19 protein-coding genes are annotated in these 19,144 nt (G+C 71.6%); 6 read left to right on the plus strand and 13 right to left on the minus strand.

Annotation, left to right across the window (positions count from 1 at the left end):
• Nucleotides 1-13: 13 nt before the first annotated feature.
• Nucleotides 14-1,450 carry an aminotransferase-like domain-containing protein gene (locus tag MKW14_RS16940; protein WP_240863373.1) on the minus strand — a complete coding sequence of 479 codons (1,437 nt, stop codon included), beginning with the start codon at nucleotides 1,448-1,450 and terminating at the stop codon, nucleotides 14-16.
• Here MKW14_RS16940 and MKW14_RS16945 point away from each other — a divergent pair.
• Both MKW14_RS16945 and MKW14_RS16950 read left to right on the plus strand, forming a co-directional pair.
• The gene (locus MKW14_RS16945; RefSeq protein WP_240863374.1) at nucleotides 1,449-2,366 is read left to right on the plus strand and encodes a DMT family transporter; all 918 of its coding nucleotides are present in this window, start codon (nucleotides 1,449-1,451) and stop codon (nucleotides 2,364-2,366) included. The genes MKW14_RS16940 and MKW14_RS16945 overlap by 2 nt on opposite strands.
• Before the next feature lie 90 nt (nucleotides 2,367-2,456).
• Nucleotides 2,457-2,651, plus strand: a complete 195-nt coding sequence (locus MKW14_RS16950; RefSeq protein WP_240863375.1) for a DUF1918 domain-containing protein — start codon at nucleotides 2,457-2,459, stop codon at nucleotides 2,649-2,651.
• A 9-nt stretch (nucleotides 2,652-2,660) separates the two neighbouring features.
• On the opposite strand, the gene MKW14_RS16955 is transcribed toward MKW14_RS16950, so the two are convergent.
• Nucleotides 2,661-3,944, minus strand: a complete 1,284-nt coding sequence (locus tag MKW14_RS16955; protein ID WP_240863376.1) for a glycoside hydrolase family 10-like protein — start codon at nucleotides 3,942-3,944, stop codon at nucleotides 2,661-2,663.
• 187 nt (nucleotides 3,945-4,131) lie between these two features.
• Between MKW14_RS16955 and MKW14_RS16960 the strand changes: the two genes are divergently transcribed.
• A complete protein-coding gene (locus tag MKW14_RS16960; protein WP_240863377.1) occupies nucleotides 4,132-4,992 on the plus strand; it encodes a 3-hydroxybutyryl-CoA dehydrogenase in 861 nt (286 codons plus the stop codon).
• A gap of 224 nt (nucleotides 4,993-5,216) precedes the next feature.
• Nucleotides 5,217-5,474: a hypothetical protein gene (locus MKW14_RS16965; protein ID WP_240863378.1), complete on the plus strand. Its 258-nt coding sequence runs from the start codon at nucleotides 5,217-5,219 to the stop codon at nucleotides 5,472-5,474.
• Nucleotides 5,475-5,477: 3 nt separating this feature from the next.
• Here the strand turns inward: MKW14_RS16965 and MKW14_RS16970 are convergent, their stop codons facing one another.
• The 10 genes from MKW14_RS16970 to infC all read right to left on the minus strand — a co-directional run bounded on the left by MKW14_RS16970 (nucleotide 5,478) and on the right by infC (nucleotide 16,515).
• A complete protein-coding gene (locus tag MKW14_RS16970; RefSeq protein ID WP_240863379.1) occupies nucleotides 5,478-6,023 on the minus strand; it encodes an NUDIX hydrolase in 546 nt (181 codons plus the stop codon).
• Nucleotides 6,024-6,097: 74 nt separating this feature from the next.
• Nucleotides 6,098-7,438, minus strand: a complete 1,341-nt coding sequence (locus MKW14_RS16975; RefSeq protein WP_240863380.1) for an NsdA family TPR-like regulatory protein — start codon at nucleotides 7,436-7,438, stop codon at nucleotides 6,098-6,100.
• A gap of 276 nt (nucleotides 7,439-7,714) precedes the next feature.
• Nucleotides 7,715-8,818, minus strand: coding sequence for a PP2C family protein-serine/threonine phosphatase (locus tag MKW14_RS16980; RefSeq protein WP_240863381.1), 1,104 nt, complete (start codon nucleotides 8,816-8,818; stop codon nucleotides 7,715-7,717).
• A 217-nt stretch (nucleotides 8,819-9,035) separates the two neighbouring features.
• A complete protein-coding gene (gene pheT, locus MKW14_RS16985) occupies nucleotides 9,036-11,549 on the minus strand; it encodes a phenylalanine--tRNA ligase subunit beta (RefSeq protein WP_240863382.1) in 2,514 nt (837 codons plus the stop codon).
• Nucleotides 11,549-12,670 (minus strand): phenylalanine--tRNA ligase subunit alpha, encoded by a 1,122-nt coding sequence (pheS, locus tag MKW14_RS16990; protein WP_208779665.1) that lies wholly within the window; start codon nucleotides 12,668-12,670, stop codon nucleotides 11,549-11,551. Before pheS ends, pheT begins: the two co-directional genes overlap by 1 nt.
• Before the next feature lie 150 nt (nucleotides 12,671-12,820).
• Complete coding sequence (locus MKW14_RS16995) at nucleotides 12,821-13,966, minus strand: sensor histidine kinase (protein ID WP_240863383.1); 1,146 nt, start codon at nucleotides 13,964-13,966, stop codon at nucleotides 12,821-12,823.
• 53 nt (nucleotides 13,967-14,019) lie between these two features.
• The gene (locus MKW14_RS17000) at nucleotides 14,020-14,880 is read right to left on the minus strand and encodes a TrmH family RNA methyltransferase (RefSeq protein ID WP_240863384.1); all 861 of its coding nucleotides are present in this window, start codon (nucleotides 14,878-14,880) and stop codon (nucleotides 14,020-14,022) included.
• A 155-nt stretch (nucleotides 14,881-15,035) separates the two neighbouring features.
• On the minus strand, nucleotides 15,036-15,419 hold the full coding sequence (gene rplT / locus MKW14_RS17005; protein WP_004002577.1) for a 50S ribosomal protein L20: 384 nt from the start codon (nucleotides 15,417-15,419) through the stop codon (nucleotides 15,036-15,038).
• Between the two features lie 112 nt (nucleotides 15,420-15,531).
• On the minus strand, nucleotides 15,532-15,726 hold the full coding sequence (gene rpmI / locus MKW14_RS17010) for a 50S ribosomal protein L35 (RefSeq protein ID WP_004933563.1): 195 nt from the start codon (nucleotides 15,724-15,726) through the stop codon (nucleotides 15,532-15,534).
• A gap of 111 nt (nucleotides 15,727-15,837) precedes the next feature.
• Nucleotides 15,838-16,515 carry a translation initiation factor IF-3 gene (gene infC / locus MKW14_RS17015; protein WP_240863416.1) on the minus strand — a complete coding sequence of 226 codons (678 nt, stop codon included), beginning with the start codon at nucleotides 16,513-16,515 and terminating at the stop codon, nucleotides 15,838-15,840.
• 363 nt (nucleotides 16,516-16,878) lie between these two features.
• Here infC and MKW14_RS17020 point away from each other — a divergent pair, with 363 nt between their 5' ends.
• A complete protein-coding gene (locus MKW14_RS17020) occupies nucleotides 16,879-17,268 on the plus strand; it encodes a DUF1844 domain-containing protein (RefSeq protein WP_240863385.1) in 390 nt (129 codons plus the stop codon).
• Between the two features lie 9 nt (nucleotides 17,269-17,277).
• Here MKW14_RS17020 and MKW14_RS17025 read toward each other — a convergent pair whose 3' ends face one another.
• Nucleotides 17,278-18,012: an SseB family protein gene (locus MKW14_RS17025; RefSeq protein ID WP_240863386.1), complete on the minus strand. Its 735-nt coding sequence runs from the start codon at nucleotides 18,010-18,012 to the stop codon at nucleotides 17,278-17,280.
• 150 nt (nucleotides 18,013-18,162) lie between these two features.
• On the opposite strand from MKW14_RS17025, the gene MKW14_RS17030 reads away from it, so the two are divergent.
• On the plus strand, nucleotides 18,163-19,125 hold the full coding sequence (locus MKW14_RS17030) for a serine hydrolase (protein ID WP_240863387.1): 963 nt from the start codon (nucleotides 18,163-18,165) through the stop codon (nucleotides 19,123-19,125).
• Nucleotides 19,126-19,144: the final 19 nt, after the last annotated feature.

Raw genomic sequence — 19,144 nt, forward strand, 5'->3', positions numbered from 1 at the left:
TGGAGTCGAACAGTTATCCCAGCACCTCGTCGCAGGCCGCCCGCAGGCGCCGCACTCCTTCCGTGATCTCGCCGGTCCCCGCGACGGCCGCGAAGCTCAACCGGACGTGCGGGGCGGGGGGTTCGGCGCTGAAGTACGGGCGGCCCGGGGTGATGGCGACGCCCGCGCGCAGGGCGGCGGAGGTCAGGGCCGCGTCGTCGGTACCGTCGGGGAGGCGGAGCCAGAGGTGGTAGCCGCCGGACGGAATGTGCGGGAGGGCGAGTTCGGGCAGGTGGAGGCGGAGGGCCGCCGTCATGGTGTCGCGGCGGGTTCTGAGCTGGGCCGAGATCGCGCGGAGGTGGCGGGGCCAGGCCGGGGAGCCGACGAGTTCCAGGGCCGCCTCCTGGAGCGGGCGGGGGACGAAGAAGGTGTCGACGACCTGGATGGCGCGCAGGCGTTCGAGGACCGGGCCGCGGGCGGCGAGCGCGCTGACCCGGAAGCTCGGCGAGGTCGCCTTGGTCAGCGAACCGACATGGACCACGATCCCGTCGGGGTCGTCGGCGACCAGCGGACTCGGCAGGGGGCCCGCGTCCTCGTGCACGAGCCGCCGGACGAAGTCGTCCTCCACGACGAAGGCGCCGGCCTCGCGGGCGATGCGGAGCACCTCGGCGCGGCGGCCTGGGGCGAGCACCGCGCCGGTCGGGTTCTGGAACAGGGGCTGGCAGACGACGACGCGGGCGCCGGTCGCGCGGAACGCGTCCGCGAGGAGCGACGGGCGGACGCCGTCGGGGTCCACGGGAACTGGGACGGGGCGCAGCCCTGCCGATCGGGCGATCGCCAACATGCCCGGGTACGTGGGGGATTCGACGAGCACCGGGGCCCCCGGCGGGGCGAGGGCGCGCAGGGCCGTCGTGAGCGCGGACTGCCCGCCCGCCGCGACCAGCACCTCCGCCGCACCGACCCCGCCGCCGATACCGCGCGCGAACCACTCGCGCAGCTCCGGCAGCCCCTCCATCGGCGGCCGGCCCCAGGCGCCGGGCCGGCGTCCCGCGCGCGCCAGCGCGGCCGCCATCGCCCGCTCCGGCTGCAACGAGGGGTGCAGATAGCCGCCGTTGAACTCGATGACACCGGGCGGCGGCGCGGCGAGCGACACGACGACGCCGGAGGCGTCCACCGTGCGCGGCACGAGGTCGGCGGCGCCGTCCGCGCTCAGAGCGACCTCCTGCCAGGAGGTGTCACCGGCGGGCGCCGCGGTGGCTCGGGGCTCGGCACGGTACGCGCCGGCCCCGGGCCGGGTGACGACCAGCCCGTCGGCGGCCAGTTGGGCCAGGGCGCGGGAGACCGTCACCGGGCTCACCCGGAACCGCTCGACCAGGGCGCGACTCGACGGGAGCTTTCCACCCGGCGAGTAGCGGTCGAGCTCCCGCTTCAGCTGTTCCGCGAGTTCCGCGACACTGCTACGCTCTTGCATGAGAGCACAGAGTAGCGCTACTGCACCGATCCCGATAGCGGTGGGCGTTCCGCCGAGGGGGAGCACCGGGGGAACCCTCCAGGCCGCCCTCGGCGTCATCGCCTTCTCGCTCACCTTCCCGGCTACTGCGTGGGGGCTGGAGGGGTTCGGGCCCTGGTCGCTGGTCGCGGTGCGCGGTGTGCTGGCCGCGGTCATCGCGGGCGGGTGTCTGCTCGCCCTGCGGGTGCCAGTGCCCGAGCGCCGTCACCGGGCGGGGCTCGCCGTGGTGGCCGCCGGAGTCGTGGTCGGGTTCCCGCTGCTCACCACGCTCGCCTTGCGGACGTCCACCACCGCGCACGCCGCTGTCGTGGTCGGCCTGCTCCCGCTCACGACCGCGCTGCTGTCCGCGCTGCGCACGGGCACCCGGCCCTCCCGCACCTTCTGGGCGGCGGCCCTCGCGGGTGCGGCCGCGGTCGTCGCGTTCACCGTGCAGCAGAGCGGCGGGGCGCTGACGACCGCCGATCTCTACCTGTTCGGCGCGCTGCTGGTGTGCGCGGCCGGCTACACCGAGGGTGGCCGGCTGGCCCGGGTGATGCCGGGCTGGCAGGTGATCGGCTGGGCGCTGGTGCTGTGTCTGCCGGTGTCCGTGCCGGCCGCGGCGCTGGCGCTGTCGTACGAGCCCGTGCGGCTCACCGCGCACAGCGTGGCCGGGCTGCTGTGGGTGGCGGCGGGCTCGCAGTTCCTCGGCCTCGTGGTCTGGTACCGGGGCATGGCGGCGATCGGCGTGCCCAAGGCCAGCCAGTTGCAGCTGGCGCAGCCCCTGCTCACACTGGTGTGGTCGGTGCTGCTGCTGGGCGAGCACCTGACAGTGGCCGCCCCGCTGACGGCCGCGGCGGTACTCGTGTGCATCGCCGTCACGCAGCGGGCGCGGGGTTGAGGACGTTCGGCCCGCTTCCCAGGAGGCCCCCGCGCCGTAGACTCAAGGCCACGGACCGCTGCTCCCGCACTTGGTGAGGAGGCCCTACAGATGCGTGCAACCGTGGGCGACCAGCTTGTCCAGCACGGCAGGGTGGTAGGCCAGCACGACAAGATCGGCGAGATCGTCGAGATCCTGGGCCAGGAGGGCAACCCCCCGTACCGCGTCCGCTTCGAGGACGGGCACACGGGCATCTGCTCCCCCGGCCCCGACACCGAGATCCGCCACAGGGAAACGCAACGCTGATCCGCCGGTTCAGCGCGGGGGTCTCGCCGGCCGCTGGTAGTGGTCGGCGACCACCCGTGCCATCGCCCCGATCCGGTCCGTCGCCACGTCGTTCGCGGCGAAGAAGGCGTGTCCCCCAACCTGTGGGTACCGCGCGGCCAGGGTGAGGTGCCGGGACAGCTCGGCGGGGTCCTGCCAGGCGGCGGGCTGGGCCGGGTCACCGGCCTTGTAGAGCGCCTCGCCGATGTACAGCTGTGTCGGCGTGCCCTTGGCCACCTCCGCCCACCAGGGCACGAGCGTGGCGTAGTCGGCGGCGGCGAAGCCGATGTTCCAGTAGATCTGCGGGCAGATGTAGTCGATCCAGTGCTCGCGCACCCACTTGCGGGTGTCCGCGTGCAGATCGTCGTACGTCTGGACGCCCGCCCTGGTGTCCGACCCGAGCGGGTCGGTGGCGGAGTTGCGCCACACGCCGAACGGGCTGATGCCGAACTGGGTGCCGGGCCGGGTCCGCCTGATCCTGGCCGCCGTCTCGCGCACCAGCTTGTCGATGTTGTCCCGGCGCCAGGCGGCCCGGTCGGAGAAGGCGCCGCCGTAACGGTCGTAGGCCTCGTCGTCGTCGAAGGTCTGGCCGGCCACCGGGTAGGGGTAGAAGTAGTCGTCGAAGTGCACGGCGTCGACCGGGTACTTCCGCACCGCGTCGAGGATCGCGTCCTCCACGAAGGCCCGCACCCGGGGCAGTCCGGGGTTGTAGTACATCTTCCCGCCGTAGGTCACCACCCAGTCCGGGTGCCTGCGCGCGGGGTGGGAGGCGACGAGCTTCGTCGGGTCCGTGTGGTTGGCGATCCGGTACGGGTTGAACCAGGCGTGCAGTTCCAGTCCGCGGGCGTGCGCCTCCTTCACCGCCGTGCCCAGCGGGTCCCAGCCCGGTGCCTGGCCCTGCGTGCCGGTGAGGACGTTCGACCAGGGTTCGTACGGCGAGGGCCACAGCGCGTCGGCCGTCGGACGGACCTGGAAGATCACGGCGTTGAGGCGGTCCTTGACGGCCTGGTCGAGGATCGCGGTCAGCTCGGCCTTCTGCCGGTCCACGGGCAGCCCCGGCTCGGACGGCCAGTCCCGGTTGGTCACGGTCGCCACCCACACGCCCCGGAACTGACGCGACGCCTTGCGCCGGCCCGAGTCGTCCGAGTCGTCCGAGGTGCCCGAGCCGCCCGCCATCGCCGCACCGGCCGCCATCGCGCCACCCCCCGCCACGAGTGCCGACAGGGCCGTCACCGCGAACGCCCGCCGCGACAGCCGAGTCCTCCGGTGCAGCATTCCCCTACCTCCCGATGCCCAAGTGCCTGTCCGGGCGCGATTCTCGACCCGGGCCGTGTCCCGCGTCAGACTGCCACGCGGGACCCGAACGATCGATCAACGATCGCCGGAGGTAACGTGCAGGTTCGGAGCAGGAACCGGACCACGGGGAGACCCGCCGGATTCGTACACCAGCGAAGGGGACGATGTGAGCGACATCGAGCGCGTCGGAGTGGTCGGCTGCGGCCAGATGGGAGCGGGCATCGCCGAGGTGTGCGCCCGGGCCGGACTGGATGTGAAGGTCGCCGAGACCACGGGTGAGGCCCTGGAGATCGGCCGGACCCGGCTGTTCAACTCCCTGTCCAAGGCGGCCGAGCGCGGCAAGATCACCGAGGAGGAGCTGGCGACGACCCAGGCGCGGCTCAGCTTCACCACCGACCTCGGCGAGCTTGCCGACCGGGATCTGGTGATCGAGGCCGTCGTGGAGAACGAGCAGGTGAAGACGGAGATCTTCCAGGTGCTCGACCAGGTGATGACCCGGCCCGACGCGATTCTGGCCTCCAACACCTCCTCCATCCCGCTGGTGAAGCTGGCGGTCGCCACCTCGCGGCCGGACCAGATCGTCGGCATCCACTTCTTCAACCCCGCGCCGGTGCAGAAGCTCGTCGAGCTGATCCCGGCGCTCACCACGTCCGAGGGCACGCTCAGCCGCGCCCAGGCCTTCGCCGAGAAGGTCCTCGGCAAGCACGCGATCCGTGCCCAGGACCGTTCCGGTTTCGTGGTCAACGCGCTGCTCGTGCCGTATCTGCTCTCCGCGATCCGGATGTTCGAGTCGGGCATCGCGGGCCGCGAGGACATCGACAACGGCATGGAGATGGGCTGCGCCCACCCGATGGGCCCGCTGAAGCTGTCCGACCTGATCGGCCTGGACACCATCGTCTCCATCGCCAACTCGATGTACGAGGAGTACAAGGAGCCGCTGTACGCCGCTCCCCCGCTGCTGCAGCGCATGGTCGACGCGGGCCGGCTCGGCCGCAAGACCGGCTCGGGGTTCTACACCTACGGCTGACGACCGCCCGCCCGGTGCACAGTGCCCGCTCCAGGGTGCTGCTCACACAGTGCGACGAACAGGGGCCCGGCACTCTTCGGAGTGCCGGGCCCACGCCGTTCACACGCCGTGTGCGCCCCGGGCCCGCATATGCCGACCGCACACTCTCCCCACCTGCCCACCAGGCGAGTTGACTCGTCGTGCGCATGCAACTGATGAGAGACGAGCAAGGAAAGGAGCGGTTCGTGACCGCCGACCCCGAGCATTTGGTCGTCCAGACAGAACTCGCAGAGTTACGACGCCGCCTCGACGTGGCGTACGCGCGTGTCGAGGGCGGACTGGCCCTGCTCACCCATCGCACCGAGGAGACCTCCAAGGAACTGGACGAGCTGAACACCCGGCTCGTCACCCTGGAACACGCCCGCTGGCCGCTGCCCTCGATCGCGGCCGTCACGGCGGTGGGGGCCCTCGTCGTGGCGGTCTGGCAGGCACTGGGGCGCTGACCGTCAGCGCACGGTGTCCTGCCCGAGCCTGAGGTGGTGCAGGAGCAGTAACGCGGCCGCCATGTTGGCGGCCGGGACCTCACCGCGGGCGACCATGTCCGGCACCACCTTCAGGGAGACCCACTCCCGGCGGTCCGACTCGAAGTCGTCCACCGGGTGTCCGATGTACTCGCCCTCGTCCGACCAGTAGATGTGGTGCCGGGCGTCGGTGAGTCCGTTGGACGGTTCCACGGTCATGAGGTGGCGCAGGGGTCCCGGCCGCCAGCCGGTCTCCTCCTCCAGTTCCCTGGCGGCCGCGCGGGCGATGTCCTCTCCGTCCTCCACGACGCCCGCGGCGAGTTCCCAGCCCCAGCTGTCGGTGATGAAGCGATGGCGCCACAGCAGAAGGACCTCGTTGGCCTCGTTGACCACGGTCGCCACGGCCACCGGCCGCAGCCGTATCAGGAAGTGGTCGAGATGCCGGCCGTCCGGCAGCGCGACATCCGCGAGGTTGACGCTGAACCAGCGGTTTGAGTACACAGTTTGTTCGTTCTGTTTCGTCCACTGCACGGTTCTGCCACCTTCCGTCGAGTAAGTGGCAATATCGCAGCAGGGACTGTGGGATGGCGGTGCTGGGAACCGGCCTAGAGCGGCACGCGCAGCGCACCGTCGATGAGTTCGGCGGCCTCGGCGGTGCCCGCGCATCCGCTGCGCACCAGGTGTTCGCGGACCGCCCGGAGTCTGTCGCGCAGCCGCTGCGACTCCATTCCGCGCGCCTGCTCGGCCATCTGCACGGCGGTGGCCACCGCCTTGTCGGCGTTGCCCCGGCGCAGTTCGATCGTGCTGAGCATGGCGAGCCGGTGCACCCGGCCGCGGTCGTGCGCCGGGTTGTCCACGGCGGCCGCCGCGTGCTCCCCCGCCGCCACGAGTTCGCCGAGGCTGAGCAGCGCCTCCGCCACCTGGACGTTGACCAGCCCCGGCTGGACATAGCCGGTCTCGTCGGGCTCGTACCCCCGCCGGATGCGTTCGGCGGCCTGCTCCGCACGCCGGATACAGGACAGCGCGCTCGTACCGTCGCCGAGGTGCGCGTACGCCTTGGCCTGCATCGCGTACAGGTCGGAGGCGAGCGCCGGGGTGATGTGCTTGCCGGCGGCGCGCAGCGCGGCCTCCGCGAAGGCGACCGCCTGCCGGTACTCCCGCATGAACAGGGCCTGGTTGACCAGCAGCGCGATCACATAGGCGCCCAGTCCCCGGTCGCCGCTGGCCTTCGCCAGTCGCAGGGCCTGGTGGAAGTAGCGCTGGGCGAGCCCGTGCGCGTCCGAGTCGTACGCGCAGATGCCCGCGATCGCCACCAACCCGCCCGTGGCCCGGTGCAGTTGACGGCCCGTGGCGTCGGTGTAGCTGCCCCGCAGCAGCGGCGCGGCCTCGGCGTTCAGGAAGCCGACGATCCGGGTCCGGGTCGCGATGCCGCCCGCCTTGCGGTACATCTGCTCGTAGTGCGTGCGGGCGGCCCGCAGCATCTCCAGGTCGGCGGGAGTGACCCGGTGCCGCCCTCCCCGCGAGACGTCGACGTCCTCGGGCGGGTTCTCCCACTCCCACACGGGCATGACCGCGGGCGTGCCGGTCACCGCGGGGGCGCCCAGGATGTGCGGGCGCTGCTGCTCGTCGCAACGCCACAGCGCGGTGGCCCGCTCGACGAAGCCGGACAGCGAGGTGGCGTGCGGGGTGGAGGGCTCACCGGGGACGCCGAGACCGATGTCGTCGAGGGTGACCGGGCGGTGCAGCCGCCCGGCGAGCACCTCACAGATCAGGTCGGGCACCTGTCCCCGGGGCCGCTGCCCCTTCAACCACCGGGCCACAGCCGTGTGTTCGTACCGCAGCGCGAGACCGCGCGCCCGCCCCGCCTGATTGACGTGTGCCGCCAGCCCCGCGTGCGAGATCCCCGCCTCGTCCAGGATCGCGTCGAGCAGAGTGTTGGGCTGCATGGATGCCCCCCGGGAGCCTCGGTGCGGACAGAGTAGTGCGAACGGCTTCACACGGGGTGTGAACGGAGTACAGGAATCCGCAGCGTGCGCGCACTGTCGCGGAGAGTTTCCAGCCGGTTGACTGAATTGCCTCGCAAGAGGCCGGCCGGGCCGCCGGCTCCCCCTCGTACAGTGCGGCGGCCCGAATCCATGCCGTCCGCCCGGCTGCCTGCCCGACACTCCGTGGCGGGGCGGACGGCCTGCCGGCGGCACGCTGCGCTGCAAGACGCCGTTCAGCTACAGGTGGTTGGTCGGCTGCGGGTGCGTCGTGGCTGGTCGCGCCCGCGCGGCGGAGCCGCTGATGTCATCGCCCCGCGCCCCTTTGGGGCGTAGAGGCTGACGATCGTTTGTCAGTACGAGAAGTGCCACGTCGTCCGTCGGTGTACCTGCCGTGTGCCGGAGCAACGCGGTGAAGACGGAGCCGAGGACCGCCTGCGGAGCAGCCGCATGGGTATCCCGTGCGCACTGGGCCAGGACCTCGCCCAACGGAAAGAACCGGCCGCGGCTGTCGCGGGCGTCCTCCGCGCCGTCCGTGTGGAGGAACAGGGTCTCGCCGGGCAGCAGGTGACCGCGGTGTTCCGTGTCCAGTTCGGGCGGAAGGGGGAAGGGCCCGAGCGGAGGGAGGGGGTCCGCGCGGGCCAGGGGCTCGACGCGGGTTCCACTCAGCCGATACGGCCACGGGTGACCGCAGTTGAGGACACGCAGCTCGCCGTCCTGCCGGATCTCCAGGAGCAGTACGGTGACGAACTCCTCGGCGACCGGATAGTCGGGCTCGGCCCCGGCCGAGGGGTGCTCGGCACGGGCGCGCTCTCTCAAGTGCCGTGCCAGCGCCCGCTCCAGTCTGCGCAGCACGCCCCCGAGCTCCGGCTCGTCGTGCACGGCCTCCCGGAAGCTGCCGAGGACGGCGGCGGCCGTGGCGATGGCGCCGATACCGTGCCCGCGCACGTCGCCCATCACGACCCGGACGCCGTGCTCGGTGGCGATGACCTCGTACAGGTCACCGCCGATGGCCACGCCCCGGTCGGCGGAGAGCTGGGCGGCGGCCACGTTCAGCCCCTCCACCCGCGGTGGCAGCGGGCGCAGCAGCACGCTCTGGGCGGCGCCCGCGACCTTGCGCGCCTCCCTCAACTCGCGCAGCAGCGCGTGCCGTACATGGAGGACGAGCCCGGTGCCGACGGCGAAGAAGACGGCGCTGCCCACGATGCGCGCGCCCAGCCCGTTCTGCTGGGCGACCGGGCAGGCCAGCTTGTAGGTGGCGGCCGCGCCGCCCCACGCCAGGGGCAGCCCCAACGCGAGCAAGCGCTTGCGGAAAAGGGAAGCCCCAGCCCTGATGCGAATCATGCCGATGGCCCCCCATACAGGCCCCGAAAGCACAGCCGGACCGGCCTCGAAAGGCCGGTCCGATTCTGTCGACCGCATGGCCCGCCAAGCCTGGATCACCCAGAACTATCACCCAAATGAGTGACTACCCGTCAGAGCCCCGCATTTATGCACGTAGGGGGCATATGCACCGGGAATACCAGGATCCGTGGCGGGCCATGGTGGCCGGCTGTGGTGGCTAGGCCCGCAGCACCGCCCCGGTCCGCTCACCCGCGAGCGCGACAGCCGCGTCCCGAGCGGCGGTCGCCTCGTCGACGGTCAGGGTCCGGTCCGGCGCCCGGAACCGCAGCGCGTAGGCCAGGGACTTCCGGCCCTCGCCCAACTGCTCCGCGTTCTCGTACACGTCGAACAGCCGGACAGCCTCCAGCAGCTCGCCCGCGCCGTCCCGCAGCGCGGCCTCCACCTCGGCGTGCGGCACGAACTGGTCGACGACGAGGGCGACATCCTGCGTCGCCACCGGGAACGTGGAGATGCGCGGCGCGTGCGGCGTGTCGTTGCCGGCGGCCTCGACCGCGTCCAGGTCCAGTTCCATCGCACTGGTGCGGTCGGGCAGCCCCAGGGCCTTCACGACCCGCGGGTGCAGCTCGCCGGCGTGGCCCACGACCGTCTCCGTGCCGTCGGCGACCACCACCAGCTCGGCGGTCCGCCCCGGGTGCCACGGCCCGTACTGGCCCTTGCGTACGACCAGTTCGGCGCCGGCCTCGCGGGCCACGGCCCGAGCCGCCTCCACGGCGTCGGCCCAGTCCGCCGGCCGGCCCCTGCCCCACCAGCCGGCCTGCTCCCGCGCACCGGCGAGCACGGCGGCCACGTGCCGCGGCTGCACCGGCAGAGCGGCGTTCAGCCCGGCGATCTCCTCGTCCGTGGGACGCCGGTCCACCGGCAGCGCGGCGGCCGGCTTCCACTCCTCACGCGGGTGGAACACCAGCCCCGTCTCGAACAGGGCGAGGTCGTGCGAGCCCCGCCCGGCGTTGCGCCGCAGCGCGCCGAGCAGACCCGGCAGCAGCGACGTACGCAGCGCGGGCTCCTCGTCGCTGAGGGGGTTCGTCAGCTTCACCACGCGGCGGTTCGGGTCGTCCGCCTCCAGCAGCAGCTGGTCGAAGACCTGCTCACTGACGAAGGGGTAGTTCGGCGCCTCGACGTACCCGGCCCCGGCCAGCGCGCGGCCGACCCGGCGGTGCAACCGCTGGCGGTGGGTCAGACCGCGGCCCGAGGGGAGCTTGGGCAGCGTGGAGGGCAGGTTCTCGTAGCCCTCCAGACGGATGACCTCCTCCGCGAGGTCGTTCGCCTCGCCGAGGTCGGGCCGCCAGGACGGCACGGTGACGATCAGCTCGTCCTGCCCGTACACGTCACAGCCGACCTCCTGCAGCCGCCGTACGACGGTCTCGCGGCCGTAGTCGACACCGGCCACCTTGTCGGGGTGGTCGGCGGGGACGGCGATGGTGTGCGGGGCGGACGGCGCGACGATCTCGGTGACGCCCGCCTCGGCGGTGCCGCCGGCGAGCAGCACCAGCAGGTCGACCGTGCGCTGCGCCGCGGCTGCTGAGGCCTGCGGGTCGACGCCCCGCTCGAAGCGGCGGGACGCCTCGGAGGACAGCTTGTGGCGACGGGCCGTCCGCGCGATGGACACCGCGTTGAAGTGAGCGGCCTCGATCACCACGTCGGTCGTCGCGTTCTCGAGGTCCTCGTGGTCGGCGATCTCGGTGTTCGCGCCGCCCATGACGCCCGCGAGGCCGATGGGCCCGCGGTCGTCGGTGATGACCAGGTCCTCGGCGTCCAGCGTGCGCTCCACGCCGTCCAGGGTGACGAGCTTCTCGCCCGCCTCCGCCCGGCGCACACCGATGGTGCCCTGGACCAGCCTGCGGTCGTAGGCGTGCAGGGGCTGGCCGAGTTCCATCATCACGTAGTTGGTGACGTCGACGGCGAGCGAGATCGGGCGCATGCCGACCTTCTGCAGCCGGCGCTGGAGCCAGATCGGCGAGCGGGCCTCGGGGCTGAGGCCGATCACCGTGCGGGCGGTGAAGCGGTCGCAGCCGACCGGGTCGGTGACCTGGACCGGGTAGCCGAAGGCGTTCGGGCCGGGCACGTCGATCAGGGCCGGGTCGCGCAGCGGCAGGCCGTAGGCGATGGCGGTCTCGCGGGCGACGCCGCGGATGGACAGACAGTCGCCGCGGTTGGCGGTGACGGCGATGTCCAGGACCTCGTCGACCAGCTCCAGTAGCTCGACGGCGTCCTTGCCGACCTCGGTCTCCGGGGGCAGCACGATGATGCCGTGGCTGCCGTCGTCGCCCATGCCCAGCTCCTCGCCGGAGCAGATCATGCCGTGGGACGTCCTGCCGTAGGTCTTGCGGGCGGAGATCGAGAAGCCGCCGGGCAGGGTGGCGCCCGGGAGGACCACGACGACCTTGTCGCCGACGACGAAGTTCCGGGCGCCGCAGACGATCTCCTGCGGCTCACCCGTTCCGTTGGCCTGCCCGACGTCGACCGTGCAGAAGCGGATCGGCTTCTTGAAGCCCTCCAGCTCCTCGATGGTCAGCACCTGGCCCACGACGAGGGGGCCCTTGAGGTCGTGGCCGAGCTGCTCGACCGTCTCGACCTCCAGACCGGCCGAGATGAGCCTGGCCTGGACGTCACGGCCGGTCTCGGTGGCCGGCAGGTCGACGTACTCCCGCAGCCAGGAAAGCGGGACCCGCATCAGATCTCCATCCCGAAGGGCCGAGTGAACCGGACGTCACCCTCGACCATGTCTCGCATGTCCTCGACGTTGTGGCGGAACATCAGCATCCGCTCGATGCCGAACCCGAAGGCGAAGCCGCTGTACTTCTCCGGGTCGACGCCGCAGGCGGTGAGCACCCGCGGGTTGACCATGCCGCAGCCGCCCAGCTCGATCCAGCCCTCGCTGGAGCAGGTGCGGCAGGGCCGGTCGGGGTTGCCGACGGACTCGCCGCGGCAGACGTAGCACACCATGTCCATCTCGGCGGACGGCTCGGTGAAGGGGAAGAAGTTCGGCCGCAGCCGGGTCTTCATGTCCTCGCCGAACAGCGACTGGACCATGTGGTCCAGGGTGCCCTTGAGGTCGGCCATGGTCAGGCCCTCGTCGACGGCGAGCAGTTCGACCTGGCGGAAGACCGGGGTGTGCGTGGCGTCCAGCTCGTCGGTGCGGTAGACGACACCGGGGCAGATCACGTACACCGGCAGCTCGCGCTCCAGCAGCGAGCGGATCTGCACGGGCGAGGTGTGGGTGCGCAGCACGACGCCGGACTCGGTGCCGCCCTCGGGGCCGGCCACGAAGAAGGTGTCGGCCTCGCCGCGGGCCGGGTGGTCGGGGCCGATGTTCAGGGCGTCGAAGTTGAACCACTCGGCCTCGGCCTGCGGGCCCTCGGCGACCTCGTAGCCCATGGCCACGAAGACGTCCTCGATACGCTCCGACAGGGTGGTCAGCGGGTGGCGGGCGCCGGCCGGTACGCGGTCGTACGGCAGCGTGACGTCCACCGACTCCTCGACCAGCACACGCGCGTCCCGCTCGGCCTCCAGCTCGGCCTGGCGGGCGGCGAGCGCCTTGTTGACGGCGCCGCGGGCCTGGCCGACCAGCTTGCCGGCGGCGGCCTTGGCGTGCGGGGGCAGGGCGCCGATCTCGCGGTTGGCGAGGGCCAGCGGGGAGGTGCCCCCGGTGTGGGCGACCTTGGCCTCCTGGAGCGCGTCGAGGGAGTCCGCTGCGCTGAAGGCGGCGAGCGCCTCGTCCCGCATGCGCTCGATCTCTTCCGGTTTCAACGCCTCGACCTCTACAGGGTCGTACGACTTATTGGGTGCCGACATCTCTTCCCGTGCTTCCGATTGGCTGGCTGAAGGTCCCCGTCACCGACTCACGCAGAGGTCAGAGGGCCGTCCATGGGACACATGGGTGCCAAAGGCCGAGTCTAACGGGGTGGAGGTATACGAATGCGCCCGTGGGGCGCTCGCCGGCGCTCAGGTGAGGTACGCCGGGGCCGCCACGGGCAGGGTAAATCGGAACTCGGCGCCGCCCTGGGGGCCGCGGCCGACGGTGATGGTGCCGCCGTGGGCCTCGACGATGCCCTTGACGATGTAGAGCCCGAGGCCCGTGCCACCGCGCTTGCTGCCCCGCCAGAAGCGGGTGAAGACGCGGTTCATGGACTCCTCCGGGATGCCGGGCCCCTCGTCGGTCACGGTGACCGACGTGCCGGTGTCCTCGTCCTCGCGGGGGGACTCCGTGGCCGTGACGTCTATGGTGACGGTTCCCTCGCCGTGGCGCACGGCATTTTCCAGCAGGTTGCTGAGCACCTGGTCGATCTTGTCGGGGTCGGCCCACAGCGCGGGCAGCGGCTGCTCGATCCGCAGCAGGAACCGGTCGGCGGGCTGCCCGGCGGCGACGTACGCCTGGATGTGCCGGCCCACGGCCGCGCCGATGTCCACCGGCTGGCGCCTGACCTCCAGCCGTCCGCTGTCTATGCGCGAGATGTCGAGCAGCTCGGCGATGAGCCGGGTGACCCGGTCGGCGTCGGCGTCGACGGTCTCCAGCATCAGCCGCTTCTGGTCGTCCGTGAAGCGTTCCCACTTGGCCAGCAGCGTGGCGGTGAAGCCCTTGACGGAGGTGAGCGGCGAGCGCAGTTCGTGGGCGACGGTGGCTATCAGCTCCGCGTGGGAGCGCTCGGTACGGCGGCGGGCCTCGGTGTCGCGGAGGGAGACGACGACACGGCGGACCGGACCGGTGGGCTCGGCGCGCACATAGCGGGCGGAGACGAGGACCTCACGTCCACCGTGCAGGAGCAGGTTCCGCTCGGGCTGCCGCCGCCGGATGGCGAGTCCGCCGTAGGGATCGGTCAGCTGCCACCAGCGGCGCCCCTCCAGGTCCTCTAATGGGAGCGCCTTCTCCAGCCGCTGTCCCAGGGCGTCCTCGGCCGGCGTGGCGGTGATGCGCTCGGCGGCCGCGTTGAAGCAGATCACCCGGCCGTGCTCGTCGGCGATCACCAGACCGTCGGGCAGCTCGTCGGGATCGATGCCGAGTTCGGCGAGATCACCGTGCCGGGGCGCGGGCGGCCGGCGCACGTCCCGTGCCCGCAGTGCCCTGTTCGCACCGCCGGTGCCGACACCCATCCCCGAACCCCACCTCTCAGACGGCGCAGGTGGCCCCCGAGCTGGTCACCCTACTAGGCCCCGGTGACGTAGCGGCACCCCGTGGAGGCACGCTGTGCACGGGCCGAGGCATAGAGACATACGGCGGCCGCGGTGGCGAGGTTCAGGCTCTCCGCCTTCCCGTGGATCGGGACCCGCACCACGGCGTCCGCGAGTGCGCGGGTCTCCTCCGGGAGCCCCCAGGCCTCGTTTCCGAACACCCATGCGGTGGGCCCGCCCATGGTCCCCTTGTCGAGCTCGTCGTCGAGGTCGTCGGTGCCCGCTCCGTCGGCGGCGAGCACACGGACGCCGGCCCGTCTGAGCCCGGCCACGGCCTCCTCGACGGGCACGCCGACGGCGACGGGCAGATGGAAGAGGGACCCGACGGAGGCCCGCACGGCCTTCGGGTTGTACAGATCGACGGACGCGTCGGTCAGGACGACGGCCTCGGCCCCGGCGGCGTCGGCGCACCGCAGCACGGTCCCGGCGTTGCCGGGGTCGCGGACGTGCGCGAGGACCGCGACCAGCTTGGGCCGGGCCGCGAGAATCCCGGCGAAGGGGGTGTCGAGGAAGCGGCACACCCCGACCAGGCCCTGCGGGGTGACGGTGGTGGAGATGTCGGCGATGACGTCCTCGGACGCCAGGTGCACCCGGGCACCGGCGCCACGGGCCTCGCCGACGATGTCGGCGTACCGCTCCGCGGCCTCCACGGTGGCGAACAGCTCGACGAGCGTGGCGGCACCGTCCACCCGGTGCACCGCCGCCTCCCGCACGGCCTGCGGCCCCTCCGCGAGGAACAACCGCTCCTTACCCCGAAAGTTCCGCCGCGCCAGCCGCCGAGCGGCAGCGACACGAGAGGAACGGGGAGAGATCAGCTCGGGGGTCACAGGGGGCATCCAACTCACCTTCGGTACCAATTTCCCGCCGCGACGGCGATCGACCACGACGGCGGAATCCGGCGGTGCCGAACCGACGCGCACCACTCAACGCAACGGACCCGCGGGAAAACCCACGGGTCCGCACACTCACACCGGCTCAGGCCGGCGCAGCGTCACGCGGCCTTCGGCGCGTTGACGTCGCTCGGCAGCGCCTTCTGGGCCACCTCGACCAGGGCGGCGAACGCGCCCGCGTCGTTGACTGCCAGCTCCGCGAGGATCTTGCGGTCGACCTCGACGTTGGCGGCCTTCAGGCCCTGGATGAAGCGGTTGTACGTGATGCCGTTGGCGCGGGCAGCGGCGTTGATGCGCTGGATCCACAGCTGGCGGAAGTCACCCTTGCGCTTCTTGCGGTCGTTGTAGTTGTAGACCAGCGAGTGGGTGACCTGCTCCTTGGCCTTGCGGTACAGGCGCGAACGCTGACCGCGGTAGCCGGAGGCCTGCTCGAGGATCGCCCGGCGCTTCTTGTGGGCGTTGACTGCCCGCTTGACGCGTGCCACTTGTTAACTCCTTGTAGCGGGGCCGTGGTTGGACTCACACGGCCCGGAATCGATTGGGTCCCGGTCCTGACGTACGGCGCGAGGCGATCCGCTGATCACCGCGCCGCGAACGTCACTTGCCGAGAAGCTTCTTGATCTTCGCGGCGTCGCCCGGGGCCATCTCGGCGTTGCCGGTGAGGCGACGCGTCACGCGGGACGACTTGTGCTCGAGCAGGTGGCGCTTGCCGGCGCGCTCACGGAGCACCTTGCCGGAGCCGGTGACCTTGAAGCGCTTGCTGGCACCGCTGTGCGACTTGTTCTTCGGCATAGCGCCGTTCTCTCCTCGTCGGTGGCGCTCCGGTGCCCGGTCACGAAAACCGGGCACGTCGGAACGTCGCTTGTGTCGGTTACTGCTCTCCTGGGACTCGCGTCCCCGGGATCACGCCTCGGCGGAAGCCTCGGCAGGTGCCTCGGCGTCCACGACGACGCTCTGGTCGTCCACGACACCGTCGGCGTCCGCGGCGTTCTGCGAACGGCCGGGGTGGGCCTTCGCCTCAGCCTTGCGGGCTTCCTGCGCCTGGCGGGCCTCGGCCATCGCCTCGGTCTTCTTCTTGTGCGGACCGAGGACCATGATCATGTTCCGGCCGTCCTGCTTCGGGTTCGACTCGACGAAACCGAGGTCCTGGACGTCCTCCGCGAGCCGCTGCAGCAGTCGGTAGCCCAGTTCGGGCCGGGACTGCTCGCGTCCACGGAACATGATCGTGATCTTGACCTTGTCGCCCTGCTTGAGGAACCGGACGACGTGACCCTTCTTGGTGTCATAGTCGTGCGGGTCGATCTTCGGCCGGAGCTTCATCTCCTTGATGACCGTGTGCGCCTGGTTCTTGCGCGCCTCACGGGCCTTCATGGCCGACTCGTACTTGAACTTCCCGTAGTCCATGAGCTTGCACACGGGCGGACGGGCGTTCGCCGCTACCTCGACGAGGTCGAGGTCGTACTCCTGGGCAAGCTCCAGTGCCTTGGCCAGCGGGACGATGCCCACCTGCTCGCCACTGGGACCGACAAGTCGCACCTCGGGAACGCGAATCCGGTCGTTGATGCGGGGCTCGGCGCTGATGGATCCTCCTCAGTTAGCACCACACGGTTGTCTGGCGGACAGCCGCGTATGTCTCCACTTCTGTTAGACCTAACCGCGCCGAAGCATGAAAAATGCCCCGGACGATCACAGGCGGGGCCCCGAATACACTGCCGGAGCACCGCCGCGATGCCGCGGGGCGCGCTTTCGGGCGACTCCATCGTCCGTACGGAACGATGGTGGCCGCCTGACCGGGGTGACCCGCCGCCCCGGAGGACGGTCAGGTGGGAGATCGGAGCCTCCACTTGTGGGCCGGACATGTCTGTCCGGCCGGTCGTCACACAAGGTTAGCAGCTGCCCGGGGGTGGTGCGAACCGGCCTGCACCGGGGCCTATCGTGTGGGGCATGAGTGACACCCCTCCCGCGTCCGCGGAGTCCGCGGAGTCCCCCGAGTCCGCCGCCCCCGACTTCGACGAGATGACCCGCGACATCGCCGAGGTCCCCGCCGTCGAGGTGATCGTGACGGTCGCCGTCAACCTGATGAGCGCCGCCGCGGTGAAGCTCGGCCTGACCGAGGAGGGCGACAAGTACAAGGACCTGGACGAGGCCCGCAAGCTGGTCACCGCCCTGGCCGGGCTGCTGGACGCGAGCGCGACCGAGATCAGCTCCTTCCACGCGGCCCCGCTGCGCGACGGCCTGAAGTCGCTGCAGCTGGCCTTCCGCGAGGCGTCGATCGTCCCGGACGAGCCGGGCCAGGGCCCCGGCGAGAAGTACACGGGGCCGATCTACGGCTAGGCAGCGGATCTACTGCCCACGTACGAACAAGGGCTCGCCCGGAGGCGTCGCCCCGGCCGGCAGCAGTGCCAGGTCGAGGCCGCGCACCAGGCGGGCCCTCAGTGTCTCGTCGGCGGCGAGCCGCTCGGCCACGGCACGGGCGACCTCGGCGGGCGCGGCCGACTCGTCGAGTACGAGGGCGAGGGTGCCGTCGGCGTTCCCGGGCCCGAGGTGGGCACGCAGCACGGCGGGCTCGGCGGCCACCGCGTCCCGTACCGCCTGCCGCACGGCCGGGTCGGCGAGCGGGTCGGTGCTCGTCCGCCCCTCGGCGAGCGCGAGCAGGACGGGTCCCGTCAGCTCGAAGGGCACCGGCCCTGACAGGTCCAGCACGATCGTGTCGGCCTTCTCGTGCGCGGCGGCCTGCAGCGCCTGGTGCAGGGGTACGGCGACGGGGCGGGCCGCCGGGTCCCAGCGGGCCAGCGACTCGGTGGAGGTGAAGGCCGGCAGGGCGGTCCGGGATCCGGCCTTCAGGGTCGGTACGGCCATGTCGCTGGTCTTCTCGCGGCGCAGCCCGTTCGCGTCCTCCTCGACCTCGCCGAGCACGGCGACCACGGGGACCAGCAGCCGGGCGCCCTTGAGCGCCTCCAGGACCGGCTCCAGGGCGGTGCGGTCCTCGGCCCAGGCGGCGAGCGCGGTGCTCAGCCGGGGGTCGGCGGAGCCGTCGTCGTCGGAGTAGCCGGGGTCGGGAATGTTCTTGTTCGCCACGGTCACCGACCCTATCGGGGGCTTGCTGCTGGGCTTGTGCGGCCCCGGAAACAGCTGGTTCACCGCCTTCACCGCTTTCTCAGACTCCCCTGACACACATTTAACTTCCGTCCAACGGCCCGCACAGTCACCGCCCCGAGCATCGCGGGCATGGAGTCCTCCAGAGCACGCCGCAGCCGCCGCGCTCGTCCGTCCAGGACGCGTCCCCTGCTCTCCATCGCCCTCGCCACGGTCGCTGTCGTGGGCATCACGGCCGCCGGGACGGTGTACGTGAAGGCGCGGGCGCACTCCGGTACGGGCGCCGTATCGTCGGCGTCGCCGACGGACTCCCCGTCGGCGGACGGGGAGGAATCGGTGAAACCGGTGACGGAGCCGACGGTGGATCACGACGCGCGGCTGACCGAGGCGATGGAGTCGGTGCCCGTCGAGGGAAGGGCGAAGGTGTCGGCGGCGGTGCTGGACCTGGACTCCGGGGAGCGCGCCGTCTACGGCGACGGCGCGTTCGACACGGCCAGCATCGTCAAGGTGGACATCCTCGCGACGCTTCTGCTCCAGGCGCAGGACGCGGACCGCCCGCTGACGGCGACCGAGACGTCGTACGCCACGAAGATGATCGAGAACAGCGACAACACGGCCGCCTCCGCCCTGTGGGATTTCATCGGGCAGGCAGGTGGGCTGGACGCGGCGAACAAGACGTTCGGGCTGACCGGCACGCAGGGAGGTGACGGTGCGCTGTGGGGGCTGACGCAGACCACGGCGGCCGACCAACTCACCCTGCTCCAGCAGGTGTTCGGGGACGACTCGAAGCTGAGCGAGGCCTCGCGGTCGTATGCGCGGGGGCTGATGGCCGCGGTCGAGGCGGATCAGCGGTGGGGGGTGTCCGCGGCGGCCGACGGTTCGGGGTGTGCGCTGAAGAACGGCTGGCTGGCACGGAGTACGACCGGGTTGTGGGACATCAACAGCATCGGGCGCGTGACGGCGGGCGGCCAGGCGTATCTGGTGGCCGTGCTGTCCAATGGCAACGCGACGCAGGCGAAGGGGATCTCGCTGGTCGAGTCGGCGGCGAAGGCGGCGGTGTCGGTGTTCGCCGGGGACGGCTCCTCGGCGTCCTGAGCCCGGGAGACGGGCCCGC

The organism is Streptomyces gilvus (assembly GCF_022513565.1).
GTDB lineage: Bacteria > Actinomycetota > Actinomycetes > Streptomycetales > Streptomycetaceae > Streptomyces > Streptomyces gilvus.

What these genes read in the sequence shown, in the direction of transcription:
- MKW14_RS16945 (WP_240863374.1), top strand. Translation starts at nt 1,449, where the DNA reads ATGAGAGCACAGAGTAGCGCTACTGCACCGATCCCGATAGCGGTGGGC.
- MKW14_RS16940 (WP_240863373.1), bottom strand. Translation starts at nt 1,450, where the DNA reads ATGCAAGAGCGTAGCAGTGTCGCGGAACTCGCGGAACAGCTGAAGCGG.
- MKW14_RS16950 (WP_240863375.1), top strand. Translation starts at nt 2,457, where the DNA reads ATGCGTGCAACCGTGGGCGACCAGCTTGTCCAGCACGGCAGGGTGGTA.
- MKW14_RS16955 (WP_240863376.1), bottom strand. Translation starts at nt 3,944, where the DNA reads ATGCTGCACCGGAGGACTCGGCTGTCGCGGCGGGCGTTCGCGGTGACG.
- MKW14_RS16975 (WP_240863380.1), bottom strand. Translation starts at nt 7,438, where the DNA reads ATGCAGCCCAACACTCTGCTCGACGCGATCCTGGACGAGGCGGGGATC.
- MKW14_RS16980 (WP_240863381.1), bottom strand. Translation starts at nt 8,818, where the DNA reads ATGATTCGCATCAGGGCTGGGGCTTCCCTTTTCCGCAAGCGCTTGCTC.
- pheT (WP_240863382.1), bottom strand. Translation starts at nt 11,549, where the DNA reads ATGCGGGTCCCGCTTTCCTGGCTGCGGGAGTACGTCGACCTGCCGGCC.
- pheS (WP_208779665.1), bottom strand. Translation starts at nt 12,670, where the DNA reads ATGTCGGCACCCAATAAGTCGTACGACCCTGTAGAGGTCGAGGCGTTG.
- MKW14_RS16995 (WP_240863383.1), bottom strand. Translation starts at nt 13,966, where the DNA reads ATGGGTGTCGGCACCGGCGGTGCGAACAGGGCACTGCGGGCACGGGAC.
- MKW14_RS17000 (WP_240863384.1), bottom strand. Translation starts at nt 14,880, where the DNA reads ATGCCCCCTGTGACCCCCGAGCTGATCTCTCCCCGTTCCTCTCGTGTC.
- rpmI (WP_004933563.1), bottom strand. Translation starts at nt 15,726, where the DNA reads ATGCCGAAGAACAAGTCGCACAGCGGTGCCAGCAAGCGCTTCAAGGTC.
- MKW14_RS17020 (WP_240863385.1), top strand. Translation starts at nt 16,879, where the DNA reads ATGAGTGACACCCCTCCCGCGTCCGCGGAGTCCGCGGAGTCCCCCGAG.
- MKW14_RS17030 (WP_240863387.1), top strand. Translation starts at nt 18,163, where the DNA reads ATGGAGTCCTCCAGAGCACGCCGCAGCCGCCGCGCTCGTCCGTCCAGG.